Annotated in this window: 22 protein-coding genes; 19 read left to right on the top strand and 3 right to left on the bottom strand. The window is 65.1% G+C overall.

What is annotated here, in order from left to right:
• Positions 1–238 precede the first annotated feature (238 nt).
• The 19 genes from CVM73_RS34345 (at position 239) to CVM73_RS40545 (ending at position 21,531) form a co-directional block, all read left to right on the top strand.
• Positions 239–1,057, top strand: coding sequence for an ABC transporter ATP-binding protein (locus CVM73_RS34345; protein ID WP_100236201.1), 819 nt, complete (start codon positions 239–241; stop codon positions 1,055–1,057).
• Positions 1,057–1,845, top strand: a complete 789-nt coding sequence (locus CVM73_RS34350) for an ABC transporter permease (RefSeq protein ID WP_100236202.1) — start codon at positions 1,057–1,059, stop codon at positions 1,843–1,845. The genes CVM73_RS34345 and CVM73_RS34350 overlap by 1 nt, the downstream gene beginning before the upstream one ends.
• 130 nt (positions 1,846–1,975) lie before the next feature.
• A complete protein-coding gene (locus CVM73_RS34355) occupies positions 1,976–3,001 on the top strand; it encodes an ABC transporter substrate-binding protein (protein WP_167407224.1) in 1,026 nt (341 codons plus the stop codon).
• A 29-nt stretch (positions 3,002–3,030) separates the two neighbouring features.
• On the top strand, positions 3,031–3,735 hold the full coding sequence (locus CVM73_RS34360) for a hypothetical protein (protein ID WP_100236204.1): 705 nt from the start codon (positions 3,031–3,033) through the stop codon (positions 3,733–3,735).
• Positions 3,736–3,893: 158 nt separating this feature from the next.
• Positions 3,894–4,661, top strand: coding sequence for an ABC transporter ATP-binding protein (locus tag CVM73_RS34365; RefSeq protein WP_100236205.1), 768 nt, complete (start codon positions 3,894–3,896; stop codon positions 4,659–4,661).
• A 3-nt stretch (positions 4,662–4,664) separates the two neighbouring features.
• Positions 4,665–5,369: an ABC transporter ATP-binding protein gene (locus tag CVM73_RS34370; protein ID WP_100236206.1), complete on the top strand. Its 705-nt coding sequence runs from the start codon at positions 4,665–4,667 to the stop codon at positions 5,367–5,369.
• A gap of 5 nt (positions 5,370–5,374) precedes the next feature.
• The gene (locus CVM73_RS34375; RefSeq protein WP_100236207.1) at positions 5,375–6,256 is read left to right on the top strand and encodes a branched-chain amino acid ABC transporter permease; all 882 of its coding nucleotides are present in this window, start codon (positions 5,375–5,377) and stop codon (positions 6,254–6,256) included.
• Entirely contained in the window at positions 6,253–7,272 is a 1,020-nt protein-coding gene (locus tag CVM73_RS34380; protein WP_100236208.1) for a branched-chain amino acid ABC transporter permease, read from the top strand. The genes CVM73_RS34375 and CVM73_RS34380 overlap by 4 nt, the downstream gene beginning before the upstream one ends.
• Complete coding sequence (locus CVM73_RS34385; protein ID WP_100236209.1) at positions 7,232–8,161, top strand: polyphosphate kinase 2 family protein; 930 nt, start codon at positions 7,232–7,234, stop codon at positions 8,159–8,161. Before CVM73_RS34380 ends, CVM73_RS34385 begins: the two co-directional genes overlap by 41 nt.
• On the top strand, positions 8,158–9,195 hold the full coding sequence (locus tag CVM73_RS34390) for a patatin-like phospholipase family protein (protein WP_100236210.1): 1,038 nt from the start codon (positions 8,158–8,160) through the stop codon (positions 9,193–9,195). Before CVM73_RS34385 ends, CVM73_RS34390 begins: the two co-directional genes overlap by 4 nt.
• A gap of 799 nt (positions 9,196–9,994) precedes the next feature.
• A complete protein-coding gene (locus CVM73_RS34395) occupies positions 9,995–12,325 on the top strand; it encodes a mechanosensitive ion channel domain-containing protein (RefSeq protein WP_167407225.1) in 2,331 nt (776 codons plus the stop codon).
• A 314-nt stretch (positions 12,326–12,639) separates the two neighbouring features.
• Positions 12,640–14,292: an NAD-dependent malic enzyme gene (locus CVM73_RS34400; RefSeq protein WP_283809978.1), complete on the top strand. Its 1,653-nt coding sequence runs from the start codon at positions 12,640–12,642 to the stop codon at positions 14,290–14,292.
• A 366-nt stretch (positions 14,293–14,658) separates the two neighbouring features.
• On the top strand, positions 14,659–15,051 hold the full coding sequence (locus CVM73_RS34410; RefSeq protein WP_100236212.1) for a BlaI/MecI/CopY family transcriptional regulator: 393 nt from the start codon (positions 14,659–14,661) through the stop codon (positions 15,049–15,051).
• A complete protein-coding gene (locus CVM73_RS34415) occupies positions 15,048–17,567 on the top strand; it encodes a M56 family metallopeptidase (RefSeq protein WP_100236213.1) in 2,520 nt (839 codons plus the stop codon). Before CVM73_RS34410 ends, CVM73_RS34415 begins: the two co-directional genes overlap by 4 nt.
• A gap of 116 nt (positions 17,568–17,683) precedes the next feature.
• On the top strand, positions 17,684–19,153 hold the full coding sequence (locus CVM73_RS34420) for a DUF1800 domain-containing protein (protein WP_100236214.1): 1,470 nt from the start codon (positions 17,684–17,686) through the stop codon (positions 19,151–19,153).
• A gap of 2 nt (positions 19,154–19,155) precedes the next feature.
• A complete protein-coding gene (locus CVM73_RS34425; RefSeq protein WP_100236215.1) occupies positions 19,156–20,406 on the top strand; it encodes a DUF1501 domain-containing protein in 1,251 nt (416 codons plus the stop codon).
• A 29-nt stretch (positions 20,407–20,435) separates the two neighbouring features.
• Positions 20,436–20,600, top strand: a complete 165-nt coding sequence (locus tag CVM73_RS40540) for a hypothetical protein (protein WP_167407226.1) — start codon at positions 20,436–20,438, stop codon at positions 20,598–20,600.
• A 153-nt stretch (positions 20,601–20,753) separates the two neighbouring features.
• Positions 20,754–21,272: a septal ring lytic transglycosylase RlpA family protein gene (locus CVM73_RS34430; RefSeq protein ID WP_100236216.1), complete on the top strand. Its 519-nt coding sequence runs from the start codon at positions 20,754–20,756 to the stop codon at positions 21,270–21,272.
• Positions 21,273–21,375: 103 nt separating this feature from the next.
• Positions 21,376–21,531 (top strand): hypothetical protein, encoded by a 156-nt coding sequence (locus CVM73_RS40545; protein ID WP_164934324.1) that lies wholly within the window; start codon positions 21,376–21,378, stop codon positions 21,529–21,531.
• Positions 21,532–21,600: 69 nt separating this feature from the next.
• On the opposite strand, the gene CVM73_RS34435 is transcribed toward CVM73_RS40545, so the two are convergent.
• The 3 genes from CVM73_RS34435 to CVM73_RS34445 form a co-directional block, all read right to left on the bottom strand.
• Positions 21,601–21,906 carry a hypothetical protein gene (locus tag CVM73_RS34435; RefSeq protein WP_100236217.1) on the bottom strand — a complete coding sequence of 102 codons (306 nt, stop codon included), beginning with the start codon at positions 21,904–21,906 and terminating at the stop codon, positions 21,601–21,603.
• Between the two features lie 85 nt (positions 21,907–21,991).
• The gene (locus CVM73_RS34440; protein WP_100236218.1) at positions 21,992–22,264 is read right to left on the bottom strand and encodes a hypothetical protein; all 273 of its coding nucleotides are present in this window, start codon (positions 22,262–22,264) and stop codon (positions 21,992–21,994) included.
• Positions 22,265–22,406: 142 nt separating this feature from the next.
• Positions 22,407–23,351 carry a LysR substrate-binding domain-containing protein gene (locus tag CVM73_RS34445; protein ID WP_245452508.1) on the bottom strand — a complete coding sequence of 315 codons (945 nt, stop codon included), beginning with the start codon at positions 23,349–23,351 and terminating at the stop codon, positions 22,407–22,409.
• Between the last annotated feature and the right edge of the window lie 138 nt (positions 23,352–23,489).

Genomic DNA, 23,489 nt, shown 5'->3' on the forward strand with positions numbered 1-23,489 from the left:
CGGGGGCTGGACCGGCTACTCTAGCGACAAATCCAACGGCCCAATCACAATGCGCGATGGGCTCGAACGCTTCCGAGCCATCGCGCAAGGCTTCTTCCTTGCCGAAAATGTGTGCCCAAGCTAGCCCTCCAGGGGAGGGTAAGAGCACGGTCTGATCCCATGCGTAGCACGCTTGGCGGCTTGATTGAACTTGGCCGCGCGAGCGGCTAAGGCATCGGCCTGAGTTCGGAGGAAACACATGACGACGCCCACGGCAGTGGCGCTGGAAGATGCCAAGGTCGCGTTCCGGCTGGGGGACGGCCGGGTCTATACGGCGGTGGAGAAGGCGCACCTTGCGGTCGCGCAGGGCGAGTTCGTCGCCATCGTCGGCCCGACCGGGTGTGGGAAATCGACGCTGCTCAACGTCGCTGCCGGCCTGCTGAAGCCGGCGGCGGGCGGCGTCAGGATATTCGACCGGCCGCTCGCGGGGCTGAACCGGGAGGCCGGCTACCTGTTCCAGGCCGACGCGCTGTTCCCCTGGAAGACCGCGCTCGACAATGTCGCGATCGGACTCGAGATCAAGGGCACGCCGCGCACCGAAGCGCTGCCGCAGGCGCAGAAATGGCTGACCTCCGTCGGCCTCGGCGCCTTCGCGGGCCGCTACCCGCACATGCTCTCCGGAGGCCAGCGCAAGCGCGTGGCGCTGGCGCAGGTGCTGATCCGCGATCCCAAGATCCTCTTGATGGACGAGCCATTCGGGCCGCTCGACGCACAAACGCGCCAGGTCATGGGCAACCTGCTGCTCGACTTGTGGAACGCCGACCGCAAGGCCGTGCTGTTCGTGACGCATGATCTGGAAGAGGCGATCGCGCTCGCCGACCGTGTCGTGATCATGTCGGCCGGTCCGTCCTCGCGCATCATCGGCGACTGGCGCGTGAGCTTGCCGCGACCGCGCGACATTTTCGAGGTGCGCCTGGACAAGGAATTCCATGCGCTCCATCGCGAGATCTGGAGCGTGCTGAAGGACGAGGTGATGAAGGGTTACGTGCAATCCACTCACGCGGTGGAGGCGGTCTGATGTCGCGTCCGACGCTGTTTGCGCTGCAGGTCCTGGTCGCGGTCGTCTGCATCGTGCTGTGGCAAGTGCTGTCGACCGTCCCCGTGTTCGGCAAGATCCTGCTGCCGCCGTTCTTCTTCTCCAACCCTTTCGACGTGTTCAGCCAGATCGTGAAGTGGTTCGCCTCCGGCGTGATCTGGAAGCACCTCGGCATTACGCTGGCGGAATCGATCCTGGCCTTCGTGATCGGATCGGCCGGTGGTGTGTTGATCGGCTTCTGGTTCGCGCGCCAGCCGCTGGTCGCCGCGGTGTTCGACCCCTACGTGAAGATGGTCAACGCACTGCCGCGCGTCGTGCTGGCGCCGATCTTCGCGCTGTGGCTTGGGCTTGGCATCTGGTCCAAGGTTGCGCTCGGCGTGACGCTGGTGTTCTTCATCGTGTTCTTCAACGTCTATCAAGGCGTCAAGGAAGTCAGCCGCACCGTGCTCGATAATGGCCGCATGCTCGGCATGAGCGAGCGGCAGCTGATGCAGCACGTCTATTGGCCTTCGGCGCTGTCCTGGATGTTCTCCTCGCTGCACACGTCGGTCGGCTTCGCCGTGGTCGGCGCGGTCGTCGGCGAGTATCTGGGATCGGCGGCGGGGCTCGGCTATCTGATTCAGCAGGCCGAGGGCGTGTTCGACGTTGCCGGCGTATTCGCCGGCATGTTCGTGCTGTCGGCCTTCGTCATTCTGATCGACTTCGGGGTGACGCTGGTGGAGCGGAGGCTGCTGGTGTGGCGGCCGACTGCGTCGGATGGGCGTGGGTAGGAGCAATCGTCGATGCGATCCGCGTCTGGGCATGCTATTGCGCCGAACGGCCGATGGCCAGCCGCTCAGGCGGTGCTTCTCAAGCCACCCCCGCTGGCCTATGGTGCCGCCCGCCGAACGGAGGAAACCAATGAAGAACACGATTGCCAGGCTCGCCGGCGCGCTGCTCGCGCTGACGCTCACCACCTCGCTTGCCGCGGCGCAAAGCAAGGTGACCATCGCGGTCGGCGGCGGCTCCTGCCTGTGCTATCTGCCCACGGTGCTGGCCAAGCAGCTCGGCGAATACGAGAAGGCCGGCCTCAATGTCGAGCTGGTCGACCTCAAGGGCGGCTCGGACGCGCTCAAGGCCGTGCTCGGCGGCAGCGCCGACGTCGTCTCCGGCTATTTCGACCATTGCGTCAATCTCGCGGCCAAGAAGCAGGAGCTGCAGTCCTTCGTGGTCTATGACCGCTATCCCGGCCTCGTGCTGGTGGTCGCGCCCTCGCGCACCAATGACATCAAGTCGGTCAAGGACCTCGCCGGCAAGAAGGTCGGCGTCAGTGCGCCCGGCTCCTCCACCGACTTCTTCCTCAAATATATGCTGAAGAAGAACGGGCTCGACCCCACCAGCGCCGCCGTGATCGGCGTCGGCCTTGGCGCTACCGCGGTGGCCGCGATGGAGCAGGGGCAGATCGACGCCGCCGTGATGCTCGATCCCTCCGTCACCGTGCTCCAGGGCAGCCACAAGGATCTGCGCATCCTCAGCGACACCCGCACCCAGAAGGATACGCTCGAGACGTTTGGCGGCGAATATCCTGGTGGTGCGCTGTACTCGACGGCGGCCTGGGTCAACGGCCACGAGAAGGAGACTCAGGCGCTCACCAATGCGATCCTGGCAACGCTCGCCTGGATCCATTCGCACAGCCCTGAGGAGATCATGGCGAAGATGCCGGAGGAGACGGTCGGCAAGAACAAGGATCTCTATCTCGCCGCTCTGAAGAACACGATCCCGATGTATTCCGAGACCGGCAAGATGGACCCGAAGGGCGCCGACGCCGTGCTCGCCGTGTTCAGCGTCGGTTCGCCCGAGGTGGCGAACGCCAAGATCGACGTCAGCAAGACCTTCACCAACAAATTCGTCGACCAGGCCAAGAAGACCACAGGAAATGCCAAATAGCTGACGCGAAGGCGTGGTAACCAGGCGTCATGACGTCACCGGTCATTCATCGCGTCACGACGCTTGATCTTGCCGTGCGGCCGATCGTGTGGCCGTTCGCCGAGGAGCGCCGCGCCGAGATCGCGGCGCATTTCGCCGAGAAGCAGCGCGAGCGGCCGAAGATCTGGAACGGCCCCGTCCTGCTCGGGCGCGATGCCGTGTTCACGGGCGGCCATCTCGCCGCGACCTATTTCGAAACCGACTTCGCCAGCTTCCTCGCCTGGCGCGACTGGGGCTTTCCCGATCCGGCCGTGTTCAACGGTTTCGGCATGGGCGCGCTGCGCACCTCCGACGGCGCCTTCGTGATGGGCGAGATGGCGCAGCACACCGCCAATGCGGGCCGCATCTATTTCCCTTCGGGCACGCCCGACCTCGACGACGTCAGGGACGGCGTCCTCGACGTTCCCGGAAGCGTCGTCCGCGAGATCGAGGAAGAGACCGGGCTGGCCGCCGAGGACTACGCGGCGGAGGCGGACTGGCATTGCGTCGTCTCCGGCCGCGCGATCGCGATGATTCAGGTCCTCAATCTGGACATGCCGGGCGATGAAGCCCGCGCCCGGATCGAAGCCAATCTCGCGCGCGAGGCCGAGCCCGAATTGTCGGCCATTCATCTCGTGCGCGGGATGAGCGATCTCACGCCGACCATGCCGCGATTTGTCACGGCCTTTATTGCGCAGCAGTTCGCCTCTCGCTGACGCGCGAGGCTTGACATCGCTTCGCGCAGCCCATGTGATGGGCGAAAACAAGAACGAGAATGCAACGCACAATCGTCCGGGAGGTTTTGATGCGCAAGGCCGTGCTGCCACTGCCGAAGGGCACCACCTACAGCAACCGGTAGCGGCGGAGAACGGCGGTGCTGGAGGTGAACGGATTGGTGAAGCGGTTTGGCGGCTTCACGGCCGTCAACAATGTGTCGTTCAGGGTCGACCAGGGCGAGATCCTCGGCCTGATCGGGCCCAACGGCTCGGGCAAGAGCACGATCTTCAACATGCTCTCCGGCACTCTGGCGCCGACCTCCGGGTCGATCCTGTTCGCCGGGCACGAGATCGCAGGCCTTGCGCCGCACCGGATCATCAACCGCGGCATCGGCCGCACCTTCCAGATTCCGCGTCCCTTCCGTCGCCTGACCATCTTCGAGAATGTCGCGCTTGCCGGCTTCTACGGCCAGGGCCGCCGCAGTCGCATCAAGGCCGAGGAGGCGGCCGAGCGGTCGTTGGCGATGGTCGGGCTGCCGACCGATCGCCATGCCAGCGTCGATGGCCTTGGCGCAGCGGGGCTGAAGAAGCTGGAGCTTGCGAAAGCGCTCGCCACCGCGCCGAAGCTGCTGCTGGCAGATGAAAGCCTTGGCGGTCTCGACGAGGCCGAGATGGACCAGGCCGCCGACATGTTGCGCAACATCCGCGACGAGCTCGGCGTCACCATCATCTGGGTCGAGCACATCATGGGCGTGTTGATGCGCGTCGTCGATCGCGTCATGGTGCTCGATCACGGCGAGAAGATCTCGGAAGGCCTGCCGAGCGCGGTCGCGGGCGATCCGCGCGTCATCGAGGTCTATCTCGGCACCGATGCCGAGACCACGCAGGCCGCGGCCGCTGAAGCGCGCCGCCGGGCGGGAGGCTAGGCGATGCTGGAGCTCCGTACCGTCAATGCCGGCTACGGCACGTTCCCAGCGCTGTTCGACCTCGATCTCGACGTCAAGGCCGGCGAGGCGGTCGGCGTCATCGGCCCCAACGGCGCCGGCAAGACCACCCTGATGCGCGTCATCTCCGGCCTGATCCGGCCCGCGCGCGGGTCGATCAAGATGGAAGGCGTCGATGTCGTGGCGACCCCGGCGCACAAGATCGTCAGCCTCGGCATTGCGCATGTGCCGGAGAACCGGCGGCTGTTTCCACAGCTCACGGTCGACGACAATCTCAAGATGGGCGCCTTCTTGAAGGAGGCGCGGGACCACTACGCCGAGCGGCTGGAGGTCGTGTTCGGCCTGTTCCCGCGCCTGAAGGAGCGGCGGCACCAGATGGCCGGCACCATGTCCGGCGGCGAGCAGCAGATGTGCGCGATCGGCCGCGCGCTGATGTCCAATCCGAAGCTGCTGCTCCTGGATGAGCCTTCCGCCGGGCTTGCGCCCGTGGTCGTGCAGCAGGTGTTCGAGCTAGTGAAACGGATCCGCGCCAGCGGGCTGACGGTGCTGATCGTCGAGCAGAACGTGCAGCAGGTGCTGAAGGTGGTCGACCGCGCCTATCTGATCGAGGCCGGCACGATCCGGGCCTCCGGCACCTCGGCCGAGATGCTGGCGAGCGACACGGTCAAGGAAGCTTATCTCGGGGTGTGACGGGCATGCAGGCGTTGCTGGACGTTTTCGACATCTATCTGCTGGAGGCCGTGATCAACGGCATCCTGCTCGGCGGCGTGCTGGCGCTGCTCGCGCTCGGGCTCAACCTGATCTTCGGCGTCATCGACGTGACCTGGATCTGCTACGCCGAGCTGGTCATGATCGGCATGTACGCCATGTATTTCATGGTGCAGTATTATGGCGTCAGCTATTTCGTCGCCGCCCCGCTCACCATCCTGCTGGTCGCGCTCCTCGGCGCGGCGCTGCACTACCTCGTGATCGCGCCGCTGCTCACGGCGCCTCCGATCAACCAGCTGCTCGCGACCGGCGGCGTCCTGTTCGTGCTCCAGAGCTTCGCCACCGTCGCCTTCGGCATCGACTTCCGCAACCTCGGCATCCGCCTGCCGGTGCTCGCCTTCGGCGACATGAATTTCAGCTATGCACGGCTGTTGTCCTTCGTGGCGGCACTGGTCGGCATGGTCGCGGTCTATCTGTTCATGACGCGCACCTTCACCGGCACCGCGATCCGCGCCATCTCGCAGGACCGGCAGATCATGGCGCTGATGGGTGTCGACGCCAAGCGCATCTATCTCATTACCTCGGCGCTCGGCGGCGCGCTCGCTGGCCTCGCCGCGTGCCTGCTGGTGCTGCAATACGACGTGCATCCCTTCGTCGGTCTCTCCTTCGGGCCGATCACCTTCCTGATCTGCGTGCTCGGCGGCCTCGGCAATTTCATCGGCGGCTTCATCGCCGCCTTCCTGTTCGCCGAGATCATCTCGCTCGGCGGCCTGTTCTCCGACCTCGAATGGGGCTACGTGCTCGCCTTCGCCTTCTTCATCGTCATGATGTTCATCCGGCCCGCGGGCCTGCTCGCGAGGCGGCGATGATGGGGCGGGGACGGCTTGCGGCATGGGGGCTGGGCTTGGCGGCGCTGGCCGCGCTGCCCTTCGTCTATCGTGATCCTTATCACCTGCACATTTTGGTGCTGATCCTGATCTGGTCGTTCGCCTACACCTCCTGGTCGATGATGGGGCGGTTTGGCCTGGTTTCGCTCGGCCATGGCGGCTTCATGGGGATCGGCGCCTATGTCACCGCCTTGCTCTGGAATCATCTCGGATTGTCGCCCTGGATCGGCATTCCCATCAGCATGGCGGCGGCCGGCGCGCTGGCGCTGATCGTCGGCTATCCCTGCTTCCGCTTCCGCATCACCGGGCACTATTTCGTGCTGGTGACGCTGGCTCTGTCAGGCATCGTGCTCCAGGTCATCACCGCGACACGCGACTATACCGGTGGTTCGCTCGGCTACACGCCGAACCGGACCTCGGGCAACAAGCTGCTGGCGCTGCAGTTCGATGACAAGACGACCTGGTACCTCATCGCGCTCGCGGTCTGGCTGTTCGGCATCGTGGTCTGGCACTGGGTCGACCGCAGCATGGCCCGCTATGCGCTGGAGGCGATCTCGGAGGACGAGGACGCCGCGGCCGCGGCCGGTGTCGACGTTACCGCCGAGAAGCTGAAGATCACGCTGCTCAGCGCGTTGATGACGGCGCTCGCCGGTGCGATCTATTGCCAGTACCAGATGTTCATCACGCCCGACACCGTCAGCGGCATCGCGGTGTCGCTGCAGATGGTGTTCGCGGCCATCGTGGGCGGCCTGTTCGTCTCGCTCGGCCCGACTGTCGGCGCGATCATCACCATTCTACTGGCCGAGACGCTGCGCATCGGCTTCGGCACCCAGGCGGTCGGCTGGGACAACCTCGTCTACGGCGTGCTGCTCGTGCTTTTCATCATATTCCTTCCCAAGGGCATCCTTGGTAGCTTGCTCGACCGATTGAAGCCGCAACGCAAGGTGCCCCGCGCTCATGAACAAGAAGCCGTCCAAGTCGTTCGCCCAGGAGCTTGACCGCTACATCACGCCATTCCGCTACGATGGCTCGGGCAAGTTTCACCTCAAGGACCACAAGACCGACGAGAAGGGCGACCTCGACAAGGAGAAAGCGCTGGTGCTTCTCGACGCCAACAAGAAGCGGCTGATCGAGTTTCAGGAGAAGCTCTACGCCCAGGATCGCTGGTCTCTGCTGATCGTGTTTCAAGCCATGGACGCCGGCGGCAAGGACAGTGCGATCAAGGCGATCTTCGAGGGCATCAATCCGCAGGGCTGCGAAGTCACGGCCTTCAAGGCGCCGAGCAGCAAGGAGCTCGACCACGACTTCCTCTGGCGTCATGCGATCGCGCTGCCCGAGCGCGGCCATATCGGCATCTTCAACCGCTCGCACTACGAGGAATGCCTGGTGACGCGCGTGCACCCGGAGATTCTCGCCAAGGAGAAGCTGCCGCCAAAGCTCGTGACCAAGAACATCTGGAAGGAGCGGTTCGAGGACATCTCCGCCTTCGAGCGCTATCTCTGCCGCAACGGCACCGTGGTGCTGAAATTCTTCCTCAACGTCTCCAGGGAGGAGCAGCGCGAGCGCTTCCTCGAACGGCTGGAGGATCCGGCCAAGCAGTGGAAGTTCTCCATGGACGACATCAAGGAGCGCGCGCTGTGGCCGCGCTACCAGGCGGTCTACCAGGACATCGTCCGCCACACCGCGACCTCCCATGCGCCCTGGTACGTCGTGCCCGCCGATCACAAATGGTTCGCCCGCGTCGTGATCGGCTCGGTGATCAATGCAGCGCTCGAAAAGCTCGACCTGCGCTTCCCCCGCGCCGACAAGGCCTCGCTGGAGGAGTTCGAGCAGGTGCGTAAGGCGCTGGAGAAAGAGGGGACGGGAGGCAAGAAGCAAGCAAAGTGACAGCCAACCCGATCGCCGACCGCAAGACCGTCAACTTCGCGCTCCAGGGCGGCGGCGCGCACGGCGCCTTCGTCTGGGGCGTGCTCGACCAGGTGCTCGAAGACGGCAGGCTCGCGATCGAGGCGATCAGCGCCACCAGTGCCGGCGCCATGAATGCGGTGGTGATGGCCTCCGGCATGGCGCACGGAGGCGCGGAGGCCGCGCGGGAGAGCCTGCACGCATTCTGGTACGAAGTGTCGCGCATGGACGTGGCGTACGATTTTATGTCGCCGCTGAACCAGTGGATCCAGGCGCTGAAGCTGCCGCCGGAGTATCATCCGGTTCACGCCGTCATCCATACGCTGACGCACACGCTGCCGCCGGGCCTGCTCAATCCCTTTCATTTCAATCCGCTCCGCGCGCTGCTGCAGCGCGTGGTCGATTTCGACCGGCTCAATTCCTCGCCCGAGGCGCCGCAGCTGTTTCTCAACGCCACCAACGTCCGCACCGGCAAGATCAAGGTGTTTCAGAGCCCGCTTCTCACGGCGGAAACCGTGCTCGCCTCGGCCTGCTTGCCGCCCTATTTCCAGGCCGTCGAGATCGACGGCGAGCATTATTGGGATGGCGGCTATCTCGGCAATCCCGCGATCTTTCCGCTGATCTACCGCAAGGGCAGTCACGACGTCATCATCGTGCAGGTCACGGCGATCCGGCGCGACGAGCTGCCGGCCAGCGCAGCCGACGTCCTCCACCGCATCAACGAGATCAGCTTCAATTCGTCGTTGATGCGCGAGATGCGCGCGATCGCCTTCGCTACGCGGCTGATCGACGACGGCGAGCTCGACAACGACAAGCATAGCCGCATGTACATGCATTGGATCGGCAACGATGATTTGATGTCGCAGCTCGGCACGGCCACGCAGTTCCACCCCGAATGGAGCCTGTTGTGCCGCCTGCGCGATGAGGGCCGCGAGGCGGCGCGAAGCTGGCTGGCGCGAAACTTCGACCAGATCGGAAAGTCCTCGACGGTCGACCTGGCGCACATGTTTCTCTAGGCGGCTGAGCCGGCCATGGATAAAAAACGCGAAAACAACCCCATGCACAGTAGCCGAGCATAGCGGAATCAATGGCTTGCCGATCCGTCATGCTGCTGCTGATTTTACGAATCTCGTTTGACTCGTCGGGCAAAACAGGAGCATGATGTCAACATGCCCCTCACTATCTGCGACCCCACGCGAAAGCGCTTGCCATTTGGCGGAGGTTGCAGGGAACTCGCGCGTTCAAATGTGATCCTCAGATCATCGATCCCGCTTGACAGTTTTGTGTCTCAGGTGGAGCATCGTAGTGGTCGCAAACATGCGACGCGCAACGTCCACCTCATGAGCAAGGGGAGGTCTATGACGCCACCTCCGCAAATCCAGCCGCGTTAAGTGCGATGGAGCTCGTTCGGACTATCGCATAGCGGCGAAAACCGCGAACGGCACGCCGGGACAAGGTTTAGCGGGCCGCATCAGTGAGGCAAGGCCCCTACCTTCCCGGCGCTGTAATTTGCATCACATCGATGGAGTCGGATGGCCGCGACGAGGCCGCCGCAACGAGTTTCTTTGACATCCTGATGTTCCCATTCTCCTCGCCGTGTTCCGCAATGGCGCGAGAGGTCCTTTGGCGCATCACAGCGCTTCGGTGATGCCGCGGCTCCTGATCCTGCATGCGGCAAATGCCAAGAGAATGTCGTCTCAAAGGCCAACTTCCGACACAGGGCCGGGGCGAATAGCGGCAATCCGACATGACGCATCTGCTTCGGCGGTGACGCTCCCGACGCCGCCGGTGCATTCATTTTTTCAGGGAATCCTCGTGTCGCATAAGCTGGCCGCGGCGCTCCTCGCCGCTCTCTTCCTCACGATTCCATCTCTCTCCGGTGCCCGTGCCGCGCCGCCTCCGCCCGCGGCGAACAACACTGCCGCACTGTCGCCTGACGAGGCGAAGCGCGCGCTGGAAACTCTTCAGGACGACAAGAAGCGCGCGCAGATGATCGATACGCTCCGCGCGATCGCCAACGCGTCCGGTCCGCAGCAACCTTCGCCCGAACAGAAATCACCGATCCCGCTCTCGGCCGACGGCCTCGGTGCGCAGCTCTTGCTCACGGTGTCGGAGGAAATCGGCGAGATCTCGGGCGAGATCGCCGCCATGGCGCGGACGCTCACGCACTTTCCGGCGTTCTACTACTGGATCATGCGGACCGCGAACGATCCCGCGGCCTACAACCTCCTGATCGAGATCGCCTGGAAGCTGGCACTGGTGCTCGGCTGCGCCCTGGCAGCCGAGTGGGTGATCTTTCGCGTGATCCGCCGTCCGGTCGCGTTCCTGGAGGGACGCGTGCCGCAAACCGCGCATCTGCCGGCACAGGCGCTGCCCATAGCCGACCCGCCGTCATCGGTGACCGATGTCACTCCCGCACCGGAGTTGAACAAGCGCCGTCACAGCCTTGCGCGGGTTTGGCAGGTCCTGTCGCGGCTGCCCTTCGTGCTGGGACGCCTCGTGCTCGAGCTGCTCCCGGTGGTCGTCTTCGTCGGCCTCGCCACGGCGCTGCTCGGAACGGTGATCGGCGAGCCCACGACCGTCCGCCTCGTGATTCTCGCGGTCGTCAACGCCTATGCATTCTCGCGCGGGCTCATCTGCATGGTCCGGGCGCTGGCAGGGCCGTTCGGCCTGTTTCCGGTGCGCGCGGAGACCGCCGCCTATGTCGAGATCTGGGCGCGCCGCATCGTCGGCGTCGGCGTCTCCGGCATCGCCCTTGCCAACGTGGCATTGCTGCTCGGGCTGCACCGAGCCGGCTATGCCGCGCTGCTCCGCATGGTGATGCTGGTCGTGCACCTCTTCATCGTCGTCATCATCCTGCAATGCCGCCGCCAGGTGGCCGATGCCATCCGCGCGCCGGCCGAGCGGCAGGGGATTGCGGCCCGTTTGCGTAACCGCATCGCCGGCGGCTGGCATTATCTTGCCATCGCACTCGACCTCGCGCTGTGGGCGGTGTGGGCCCTCAACATCCGCAACGGCTATTCGCTGCTACTGCAATATTTCATCGGCACCATCGCGGTGGCGCTGGTGACGCGTGTCGTCATCATGGTGACGCTGAGCCTGATCGACCGTGGCTTCCGCATCAAGCCGGAGGTCCTCCAGCGCTTTCCCGGCCTCGAGATCCGCGCCAACCGCTATCTACCGCTGTTGCGCAGGATCGTATCCAGCGTGATCGCCTTCATCGGTTTCGTGGCCGTGCTCGAAGTCTGGGGCGTCGACGCGATCGTCTGGTTTTATGGCGGCCAGATCGGCAGCCGCCTGATCTCGGCCATGGTGACGATCGGCCTCGCCGTGTTCATCGCTGCCGCGATCTGGGAAGCCAGCAATGCGCTGCTGGATCGCCAGATCAATACGCTGTCCCGGGACGGCCATTATGCCCGTGCCGCGCGTCTGCGCACGTTCCAGCCGATGCTGCGCACGGCGCTGCTCTGTCTGATCGCAACCGTCGTCGGCCTCACCGCGCTGAGCGAGATCGGCGTCAATGTCGCGCCGCTGCTCGCGGGCGCCGGCATCGTCGGCATCGCGATCGGCTTCGGCTCGCAAAAGCTGGTGCAGGACCTCATTACCGGCCTGTTCCTGCTGCTGGAGAACACGGTCCAGGTCGGCGACAACGTCAGCGTGTCAGGGCTCTCCGGCGTCGTCGAGAACGTCTCGATCCGCACCATCCGCCTGCGCGCGGGTGATGGCGCCGTGCACATCGTGCCGTTCAGCGCGGTCACGACCATCACCAATGCCAGCCGCGGCGCCGGCAACGCCTCGGTCAGCGTCAACGTCGCCTACAAGGAGGACACCGACCGCGCCGGCCAGATCCTCAAGGACATCGTCGACGAGATGCGAGGCGAACCGGAATTCCGCGCTCTGATCCGCGGCGACCTCGAGCTGTGGGGCGTCGACAAGGTGGACGGCGCAATGGTATCGATCGTCGGCCAGATCCGCTGCACTGAGGCCGGGCGCTGGCCGGTCCAGCGCGAATTCAACCGGCGCATGAAGCTGCGCTTCCAGCAGAACGGCATCGAGGTCGCATCCGCCACCCAGACCATCTTGATGCAGATCGCGCCACCGGCGGATGGCGCCGCCAATCTGACGCCGCGGCGGGTGGCTGGATAGGCAGGCCGAATAGTACTGCCGCCTCATAGCACTTCTTCATCCTGAAAGATTCGAGGTTTTCTCGTCATTCCGGGTTCGCGCTGACGCGCGCCCCGGAATGACGGGGGGAGAGAGCGGGCGCTGCTCCCAATACCTGCCACGACGTGAGAGAGCCTCGCCGCGTTAACCTTTTCTCGTGCGCAACTGCCAGGCGTTCGCGAAAATCTCGCTGCGGTGCGAGATCACAATCGGTGCCTCGGTCTCTCCGTCCTTGATCTCGATGGAGCGCTGGCCGACAATGTCCGCGATTCAATGCGAAGCTCTTGGGGGAATTCGTGAATAGACCTGCCCGGGTCGTTGCCCAATCGACGTCGGCCAATTCGCAGCAAGGCATGACGCTGCTGCGCGATCCCTTGCTCAACAAGGGGACTGCCTTCACGGAAGCGGAGCGCGAGACGCTTGGCCTGCGCGGCCTCCTGCCGCCTTGCGTGTTGACGATGCAGACCCAGGTCGAGCGAGTTCTCACCAATCTGCGCGCGCTGCCGACGGACCTCGAAAAATATGTCGCGTTGAACGCGCTGCATGACCGCAACGAGGCGTTGTTCTTTCGTGTCGTCGTCGACAATATCGACGAGATTCAGCCGATCATCTACACGCCGACGGTCGGGCTCGCCTGCCAGAAATACGGCCTGATCTTCCAGCGGCCGCGCGGCATGTTCATCTCCTCGCACGATCGCGGCCAGATCGCGGAGCTTCTGAAGAACTGGCCTTATCCGGCCAAGCTGATCGTCGTCACCGATGGCGAGCGCATTCTTGGTCTCGGCGATCTCGGCGCCAACGGCATGGGCATTCCGGTCGGAAAACTCGCGCTCTATTCGGCCTGCGCCGGCGTGCATCCGGAAGCGTGCCTGCCGATCGTGCTCGATGTCGGCACCAATAACGAAGAGCTGTTGAACGACCCCTATTATCTCGGCCTGCGCGAGCGGCGGCTGACCGGGGAGGCCTATGACAGCTTCGTCGACGAGTTCATGCAAGCTGCGCGGAAGACGTTCCCGGGCGTGCTGATCCAGTTCGAGGATTTCGCCAACCATTCGGCGTTCAAGCTGCTGCACAAGTACCGGGATGAAGCCTGCGTCTTCAACGACGACATCCAGGGCACCGCGGCGGTGGCGCTTGCCGGACTGTTCTCAGGCTTGCGTATCTCCGGCGGCAAGCTCAGGGATCAGCGCATCTTGTTCCTCGGCGCGGGCGAGGCGGCGACCGGCATCGCCGATCTCGTGGTCTCCGCCATGATGGCGGAGGGCGCGTCGGAAGCCGAGGCGCTGCGCCGCAACTGGCTGGTGGATTCCCGCGGTCTCGTCGTCAGTGGCCGCGAAGGCCTTTCTGGCCACAAGCTGCGCTATGCCCACACCGACCAGGCGCCGATCGCCGACTTCCTCACCGCGATCAAGACGCTGAAGCCGACGGCGATCATCGGCGTCGCCGCGGTCGGCGGCGCCTTCACGCCCGAAGTGCTCAAGACGATGGCCGAGCTCAACGAGCAGCCGATCGTGTTCGCGCTCTCCAACCCGACCTCGAAGGCCGAGTGCTCGGCGGAGGATGCCTATCGCTACACCGAGGGCCGCGCGCTGTTCGCCTGCGGCAGCCCGTACGATCCGGTCAAGCTCAACGGCCGCAGCTTCGTGCCGCGTCAGGGCAACAACTCCTACATCTTCCCCGGCGTCGGCCTCGGCGTCATCGCCAGCGGCTCGCGCCTGGTGACCGACGAGATGTTCATGGCGGCGGCCCATACGCTTGCCGACTGCGTCGGCAAGGAGGATCTCGCGCAAGGCAGCCTCTACCCGGCACTGCCGCGCATCCGCGAGGTCTCGATCCGCATCGCCGCCGCGGTTGCCGACGTCGCCTATCAGCGCGGGCTGGCGGACGGACCCGCGCCCAACGACGTCAGGGCCCTGGTCCAGTCGCAGATGTACGAGCCGCACTACTGAGGAAGCCGCTAGCGCGGGCTATCGCATTTGCTTTCAAGGGGCGGCCTGCGGGCTTGCTCCGCCTCTCCCGCTTGCGGGAGAGGCCGACGCGCTTGCAAAGCGCGGCGGGTGAGGGCTCTTTCCGCGCAGGGATCTACTCGGCAAATTCTCAACAACCCCAACGCGGAGATACCCTCTCCCCAGCCCTCCCCCGCAAGCGGGGGAGGGAGCACACCTTCCTTGCTGCGGCCTTCGAACCGGATCTCATCTTGCTTTAGGTCAGCCCCGCGCCACCATCTCAGGTGGAATCGCCATTGTGCCGCGCGACCCCATATGCGACAGTCTGTAGCGTTACAAAAAGAGCTCCAGTCGCAAGGTTAGATGCCCATGGACGACCGTTTGCCCGAACTGGGCGACCTCGAGCGCGAGGTCATGCAATTGGTTTGGGCCCATGGTCCTGTCACGGCCGAAATCGTGCGTGAACGTCTGTCGCGGCGTCTGAAGGAATCGACTGTCCGCACGGTACTGCGTCGGCTCGAGGAAAAGGGCTATGCCAACCACACCGTGGACGGACGTACCTACGTCTATCAGGCCGCCGAAGAGCGCGCGAAGGTGGCGGCCAAGGCGGTGCAGCGCATCGTCGACTGGTTCTGCAACGGCTCGATCGAGGAAGTCCTCGTCGGCATGGTGGACAATGCGATGCTCGATCAGCAGCAATTGCGCACGCTGGCCGACCATGTGGCCAAGGCGAAGAAGGCGAGGGGAGTGAAGAAAGAATGATCGCAACTCTGGCGGAGGCGGCACTGCGCTCCCTTGTGCTGGGAGGCGTCGTCTGGTTCGGTCTCAACCTGTTTCGCGTGCGCAATCCGCACGTTCACATGACGGCCTGGGTCGTCGTGCTGCTGGCCTCGCTGGCGATGCCCTTCGTGATGCATTGGCCAACGCTCACGATCAACCGGCTGCCTTTGCCGGTCTCCGTGCCGATTGATTTTCTGCCGGCCGACATCTCGGTGCTGGAGATGCCGCAGCCCGCGCTGCCCGTCGCGCCCGAGGTCGTCGTCGCACCGTCGTTGACCCAAGGTGGGCTGTCGATCAATTGGTGGCTGATCGCCACCATCGTCTATGCCGGCGTCGCCGGCCTGTTGTTGCTGCGGCTCGTGATCGGGCTCTGCCTGACCTGGCGGCTGGCGCGCGCGGCAAAACCGATGAAGGGCCCGCAGATGCTCGAGGCCGACGTGCGCGTCAGCCGCGACGTCGGCGGTCCCGTCACCTTCGGCTCGACCATCCTGGTGCCGCCGCAGTTCGCCAGCTGGGACGCCAAAAAGCGCCTCGCGGTGCTCGCGCACGAGGGCGCGCATGTCGCCAATCGCGACTTCTATGTTCTCCTGCTGGCGTCGCTCAATCGCGCGGTGTTCTGGTTCAGCCCGTTCTCATGGTGGCAGCTGGCGCGCCTCGCCGAGCTCGCCGAGATCATCAGCGACGCAGAGGCGATAGAGATCATCGACGACCGGCTCTCCTACGCGGAAATCCTGCTCGATTTCGCCAGCACCGTGAAGCCGAGGCCGGTCGAGCTTGCGATGGCGCGGGCCTCGACCGTGCGTGCCCGCGTCGAGCGCATCATCGCGGCTGCCGCGATGCCCGTCGTGGTCAGCTGGCGCAAGCGATTGTGGATCGCGGCAGCGATCGTGCCGGTGGTGATCGTGTCCGCCGGCATGATCGCCTACCGAACGCCGGACCCGGCGCCTGTCGCTGCGGATGCCGAGGAGGTGTCCGTCCAGCACTACCGCCCGTTCGTCAATTTCTACGCCATGGGTCCGGCCTCGGTGTTCGCCGTCTTCCGCGAGGGCGACGATCTCTACGGCCAGTTGACCGGGCAGCGCAAATCGCGCCTGACTATGGGCCGCGACGGCACGGCGTCCTACGCGGCCTCGTCCGGCGAGATCACCTTCGCGCTTGATGCCGAGCGCCGCTCGGCCGAGCTGACGCTGCGCATGAACGGCCGCGACATTCGCGCGGTTCGTGTCGCCGAGATGCCGACGCCGGCTGCCGAGTCCGCGCCGCTCGACCAGTATGTCGGCTGGTACAGGCTGGCGCCGAACCGCGTGCTCACCGTGCGCCGCGACGGCGACCGTCTCTGGTTGCGGGAGACCGGCCAGGGCGCAATGCAGGTGCTCGCCGAGGGCGCTGACGCCTTCTCTTTCCGCGGCGATCATCTGGTGATCTTCCTGCGCGATGAGCAGGCGAAGGTGTCACGCGTGCTGCTGCAGGGCGCGGTGTTCGGCGCCCGCCTCGCGACCCGCGTCGATGCGGCGGTGGCACAGGCGGTCGAGGCCGACTTCGCGCGCCGCCTCGCGGAAGTGCCTGACCGATTCAGAGAGCAGGTGCCGGCGCCCGGCGGCAAGGAGATGGTCCTGCGCGGCATCGAAGATCTGCGCCGCGGCACGCCAGACTATGATCGCATGAGCGCGCCGCTCGCCGCCAAGATCCACCGGTATCTCGACGAAATGCACGCGACCTTCGTGGCGCTCGGCGCGGTGGAATCGCTATTCTTCCGCGGCGTCGGGCCCGGCGGCTATGACATCTACGGCGCGAAGTTCGAGAACGGCACCGCGGAGTTCCGCCTGTTGATCGAGCCGGACGGCAAGGCCGGCGACGTGTTCTTTCGCGCCGACGGCAATGACGAGCTCGGCGGCATCGTGCCTTGCGCGGAGGAGGCGAGCGTTCGCGGCCGTGCCGGGACCTCGCCGATCAGGATCATGCTCTATAACGAGATGGGCGACGACATTCAGGTCTTCAATCTCGATGCGGACGGCAATCGCAAGACGCAAATCGTCAGGTCCAACATGAGCTGGTTCACCACCACCACCGTGAACAATCCCTGGATGATCGCGGACAAGTCGGGACGGTGCCTGGAGATCCTGGTGCCGGGGCGGCAGACGCGATTCCACAATGTCGAAGCCTCAAACGTTGGCGCGCGCCCAGGGCGCGCCGCGCGCCGCGCCGTTCCGATCGCCAATGGCGAAGAGATGCTGCGCCGCTATATCGAGGGCGTCGGCAAGGGGCAGCCGGACTACGAGTCCATGACGCCGGAAGTGGCTGACATCACGCGTCAGCAATTGCCGTTCGATCAAGCGATCCTGGCGCGGCTCGGCGCGTTGCGCGCGGTCTCCTTCCGCGGCGTCACCGCGCTCGACAGCGACATCTACATCGCCCAGTTCGCCAACGGCTCGGCGGAATGGCGCATCGGTGTCAGGAGCGGCACGATCACGAAGATCGCGCTCGGGCCGAATTTCTAGAGGCGCCCGCGGCTCCTGGTGTCTTGACGGAGTGCCACAATCTCCGCTTGTCGGCCGGCCTCGTGAATGCTACGATGTGTAGCATTACAGATCGTAGCCATGATCGGGCATTAGCCATGAGCAATTCCGCAACGGCCGAGGCCGTGCTGGCGCTGCATCGCTTCGGGATGGGACCGCGACCGGGATCGATTGCCGCGCTCGGGAGCGACCCGCGCGGCGCGCTGATCGCCGAGCTCGACCGGCCGCTCGGCTTGAGTGCTGCAGCCAGCCTTCCCACCAGCGCAAAGGCCTATCGCACTGTGGCCGACGCCAATGCCCGGCGAACGGCGCGGGCGAAGCAGGCGCAGCAACAGGCCAAGAAACAGCAGATGGCCTCGGCTGCCTCGGCTGATCAAGCTCAGGCGCAGCCCGACGGGCAGGCGCAGGGTTATGGCCAGGAAAAGGATGCCGCCGAGATGGCAGCCAAGCAGGCGGCCGACGCCATTCCCGATCCCGGTCGTCCGATCTATTTGCAGGAGGCCAAGCTGCGCACGGAAGCCGCGCTCGCGGCCGAGATCGGCTTTGCCGAGCGGCTGGTCTGGTTCTGGTCCAATCATTTCTGCATCTCGGCCAACAAGATCCAGAGCATGTCCGGCGCCTATGAACGCGAAGCCGTGCGCGCCAATACGCTCGGACGCTTCGTCGATCTCCTGCTCGCCGTCGAAGGCCATCCGGCCATGCTGTTCTATCTCGACAATCTGGAATCGATGGGCGCCAACTCGATCGCCGGCATCAATCGCAACCGTGGGCTCAACGAGAACATCGCGCGCGAGATCATGGAGCTGCATACGCTCGGCGTGCGCACCGGCTACACCCAGGACGACGTCATCAGCTTCGCCAACGTCATGACCGGCTGGACGCTGGTGCCGCCGGGCGCCGATCCCCAGCATGGCGGCGAGTTCACCTTCAACCCGCGACTGCACGAGCCCGGCGGACAGACCGTGCTCGGCAAGCGCTACGAGCAAGAGGATGTCGAGCAGGGCCGCGCCGTGTTGCGCGACCTCGCCGCGCATCCGGCGACCGCGACCCATGTCGCGGCCAAGCTCGCACGCCATTTCGTCGCCGACGAGCCGCCGCCGGTGCTGGTCGAGCAGATGGCGAAGACTTTTCGCGACACCGAGGGCGATCTCAAGCTGGTCGCGATTGCGATGGTGTCGTCGGACGAGGTGTGGCGCGCCGCGCCGGCAAAGCTCAAGCGGCCGAGCGAATGGGGCGTCGGCATGGTGCGCGCGACCGGCATCACCCAGATCGATCCCGTGCTCTACACCGGCGGCCAGCAGCTGCTCGGCGAGCCGCTGTGGCGTCCGTCCGCGCCAAAGGGTTATCCGGATGACGAGGCGAGCTGGATCGACGGCGTCGGCCGGCGGCTCGACGTCGCCAACAATTTTGCCGAGCGCATCGTCGGCATGGTCGATCCGCAGGCCATCATCGAGGACGTCTTTGCATCGCAGATCGCGAGCGAGGTGAAGCAGGCGGTCGGCCGCGCCGAGAGCCGGCAGCAGGCGTTGGCGCTGCTGTTCATGTCCTCGGATTTTCAAAGGAGGTGAGCATGGGTGTCGTCAATCACCTGCCCACGCGGCGCGAGCTTCTGGCCGGCTCCGGCGCGCTGTTCGCATGGAGCCAGATGCCCAGGATCGCGCGCGCCGAAGGCCGCGACCCGCGCCTGCTCGTGATCGTGCTGCGCGGTGCCCTCGATGGCCTTGGCGCGGTCGCGCCGGTCGGCGATCCCGACTGGGTCGCGTTGCGTGGCGACCGCGCGCTGGTGCTGGACGGCAAGCCGCCCGCGCTGCCGCTGGATGCTTTCTTCGCCCTCAATCCGGCGATGCCGAACCTGCACCGGCTCTACAGAAGCGGCAAGGCCGCGATCGTCCATGCAGTCGCGACGCCCTATCGTGAGCGTTCGCATTTCGACGGCCAGGACGTGCTGGAGAGCGGCATGTCCAAACCGGGCGTGACCGCGTCGGGGTGGCTCAACCGCGCGCTGCTTGCCCTGGAGTCGGGTGGCGGCGTCGATCCACGCGGCAGCCGCGCGCTCGGCATCGGTTCGGTGACGCCGCTGGTGGTGCGCGGCTCCGCGCCTGTGATGACGTGGGTGCCACAAAGGCTCTTGCCGGCGAGCGAGGACACGCAGAGCCGCCTGCTCGATCTCTATCAGCACACCGATCCGAAGCTTGCCACCGTGCTTCAGGCCCGCATGAAGCTGGCTTCGCTCGGCGGCGCACCAGGCACGGGCGATCCGATGTCGGATGATCCGACTTTGGCGCCGCCGGGCATCGCGCGCGTGCGCGCCTACTTTGCGGAAGCCGCGGGCACCGCCGCGCGCTATCTCGCCAAGCCCGACGGTCCGCGCGTCGGCGCGATGGGCTTCGTCGGCTGGGACACGCATATCGCGGAAGGTGCGGTCTCGGGCCAACTCTACAATTTGCTCGGCGCACTCGACGGTGCCTTCGCCGCGATCGAGACCAACATGGGCGAAGCATGGAAGGAGACCGTGGTCGCCGTCGTCACCGAGTTCGGGCGCACCGCGCGCATCAACGGCACGCAGGGCACTGATCACGGCACCGGCACGGTCGCGTTCCTCATCGGCGGCGGGCTCGCCGGCGGCCGCGTGATCGCGGACTGGCCGGGCCTGAAGCCGGCGCAGCTGTTCGAAGACCGCGACCTCAAGCCGACCACCGATTTGCGCGCGGTGCTGAAAGGCCTGCTCAGAGATCATCTGCGTGTCGACGAGAAGGTGCTGGCGGATGCGGTCTTCCCCGGCAGCGCCGACGTCAAACCGATGGGAGGCCTCGTCGGCTGACGATGCCTCGCAACCGGATCGGGTTCAGGATGTGCACACTGACACAATTGGAGCTCGACTTTCTCGCCAGCCTGAAGACGGGCTGGCGGAGGCTCTATCGGCGCGAGCTTGCGCGGCTCCTGACGGGTGATGCGGAGCCGGACGAGAACCAGCCGGACACGCGCGCCATCATCTGGCGCACCGTATCGCGCTGATTTCCTGCGAGTCTGTCCCGATTCAGGCCGCGTCACTGTGGTGGAATCGCCACAGCTGATGCGAAACGGCCGCGGCCCCAGAGCCGCTTTTGTTCCGACAAGGTTCTGCCCTCATTGCCCGCCGAAAATCCGCCCCGTTCGGAGGGGCGTACCATGTCTCGCATTGCACGTGCCGAAACTGCCCGGATTTCCCTCGCAACCTCGTGCCGGCTGCTGCTCGCCGTCGTCTTCGCAGCATCGCTCGCCGCCTGCGCGCAATCGCCGGTCGGGCGCCAGAGGGCCGATCTCGCCGGTACCGGCCGGCAGGCCGCGGTGGAGCGCCCGCACAGGGTGGCGGCGCTGCATCCACGCCCGATCAGCCGGGCGCGCGCCGTCGACGGTGACGCAAAGCAGACGGCTTCGCGCGGCGTCGCCAGCTTCTATTCGGATACGGAGACCGCGAGCGGCGAGAAGTTCGACAAGAACGAGTTGACCGCGGCGCATCCCACCCTGCCGTTCGGAACCAAGCTGCGCGTCACCGAGACCTCCTCCGGCCGCTTCGTCACCGTCAGGGTCAACGATCGCGGACCCTTTGTTCGCGGACGCGTGGTCGATATCTCGCCTTCCGCGGCCGAGGCGCTCGGCATGGTCGACAAGGGCATCACCAATGTCAGGCTCGAGGTCGTGCGATAAAGCGCGACTCGTCGCGCCGATGCGGTGCGCTTAACCGGCTGTTAGCGGCTTCTCAAGCACCATGGCTGCCCACACAATTCCGGGCTTTCGGGGGAGGCGGCGCTTGAACACGATCCAGTATCTCGAAGATCAGGCCGCGCGCGCCGAGCGGCTGGCCAAACGGATCACGGATACGCTGACGATCGAGAAGCTCCTGACCTTTGCGGGCGAACGCCGCCGCGAGATCGAGGTCATCGCCGGCAAGCACCGCCGCGCTTAGCTCTGGCGAACCATGCGGCAAGCGCATCCGAGCTTGCTTCGCTGTCTGCGCAATTGAAACAACGCCCGCTCAGCTATGGCTCTCCATGAAGTCGCTGAGATAATCGGGGAGCTCTATTCCGTAGATGTCGCAGCGCGCCTTGATCTCGCCGGCGACATCGGTCGAGATGTCCTTCATCCAGTGCTCGAGCGTGTTGAACGAGATCACCTTGATGGGGTCGTTGAAACAACCGGCGACGAGTTCGCCGATGGTGGCTTCGAGATCGCTTCGCTCGATGCGGATTTCAGTCGCCTCGTCGCGGCGATCGATCACCACGAACAGGGTCTGGTCTGCGCCGTAGGGCACGACGGAAGATGTTACGCCAGCTTCAAACATGTGAGGCGCTCACGATTTGACTTCCGATCTCTGACAACGGGAAAAATCGGAAGAAGGTTCCTGCGCGCGTAAATGTGAAGCGCCGTCAGAGGAATTCACGTAAGCGCGAGAGCTCGATGACGTGCTCGGGCGAGAGGACCTCCGTGACCAGCGGCGGCTGCGCCGCCGTGCGAATCTCGTAGAGGTGCCGGGTTGCCGCCGGCTTCGCCATGAACACCGAGATGCACTCGTCGAGCGTGCCTTCGCTCACCTGATAAGAGTCTCGGTCCGGCCTCCGCTGATTGGCCAGTGACGGCCACTTGTGCAGCACCGCATGCGCGGCGAAATCGACCTTTGAATCCGCGCCCAGGTCCGCCATCGCCCCACCTCACGCAAAAGTCGACCCCAGCACACGGATTTGCGTGCCGGGGCCTACACACGTGTCGCTGCATCTCAATGCCACGTGTGCTCAATGCGGCAGCCGGGAATTTGTTCCCCGCCAATCCGCCGCGGCGTCAGGCTCAGGCACCGGGAATTTTCGGTATCCGCAATACCCAGTCGACGAACGCCTTCACGCGGCGATCTTGGGCCATTGCCGCGGGCCAGCGCACGATCTGGGTCTTGCTCGATGGCAAATCCCACGACTGCGGGAGCACGCGCACCAGCCTCCCGTCCTTGAGCGCATCCTGAACCAGCAGCGAGCGCGCGAGCACGATTCCGTTGCCCGCGAGGGCGGCGGCGATGGCAGTCGCTATTGTTGCAAAACGGATATCCGCGGGTGGAGGGCGGCCCAGCCCCAATCGTTCGAACCAGGTCATCCATGACCACTCGACCCCACTGTCTTCGCCCGCTCGGCCCTTGTGCAAGAGCGGCAGGGATCTCAGTCGCGTGATGTCGGCCAGTGGTCGCCGGCCTGGCAGCAGGCGGGGGTGGCAGACGGGGTATATGTGCTCACGGAATAACAAGCGCTGGGTCGAGGTTGCTCTCGAGCCCGCCGTCGGTTGCCACAGCACCGTGACGTCAAGATCTGTGGACCTTGCGTGTGCGTCACCTTGGAGAATGACAAGCTCGACCGGTATCCCGGGATGGGCTTCCGCAAAATACGGCAAACGGCGCACGAGCCAGTAGTCGGCAAGTGCTGCACCGACGCCCACTTTCAAGGCCGGGGGCGGCGCGGCAGCGCGGCACAGCGCACGAAAATCGGCCATCCGGTCGAGCAAGCCGGCCAACTCGTTCGACAGGGCGATGCCGGCGGCTGTGGCGCTCAAGCCGCCCGGCTGTCGAACAAGCAGAGGCATGCCGACGAAGTCTTCGAGCTTGCGAAGGCGATGACTGACCGCGCTCTGCGTAAGCCCGAGTTCTGCCGAGGCGCGCGTGACGCTCGCATGCCGCAGGGCGGCCTCGAATGCAATCAGGCCATCGAAGGGAGGAAATGAGCGCATCGCATTATCATGAATGAATTTCATGACGATGTGAACAGCTCGCATTGGCATGCAGCCCGCATTGGCATGCATATCGGGAGAGATGTCTTCACGATTGGAAAACGATGGCCAGGACCGAACTCCAGACGCAGCCGTGGAGCCGTTGGCGCGACCTCCAGCCGG

The sequence above is a fragment of the Bradyrhizobium forestalis genome (genome assembly GCF_002795245.1).
Taxonomy (GTDB): Bacteria; Pseudomonadota; Alphaproteobacteria; order Rhizobiales; family Xanthobacteraceae; genus Bradyrhizobium; species Bradyrhizobium forestalis.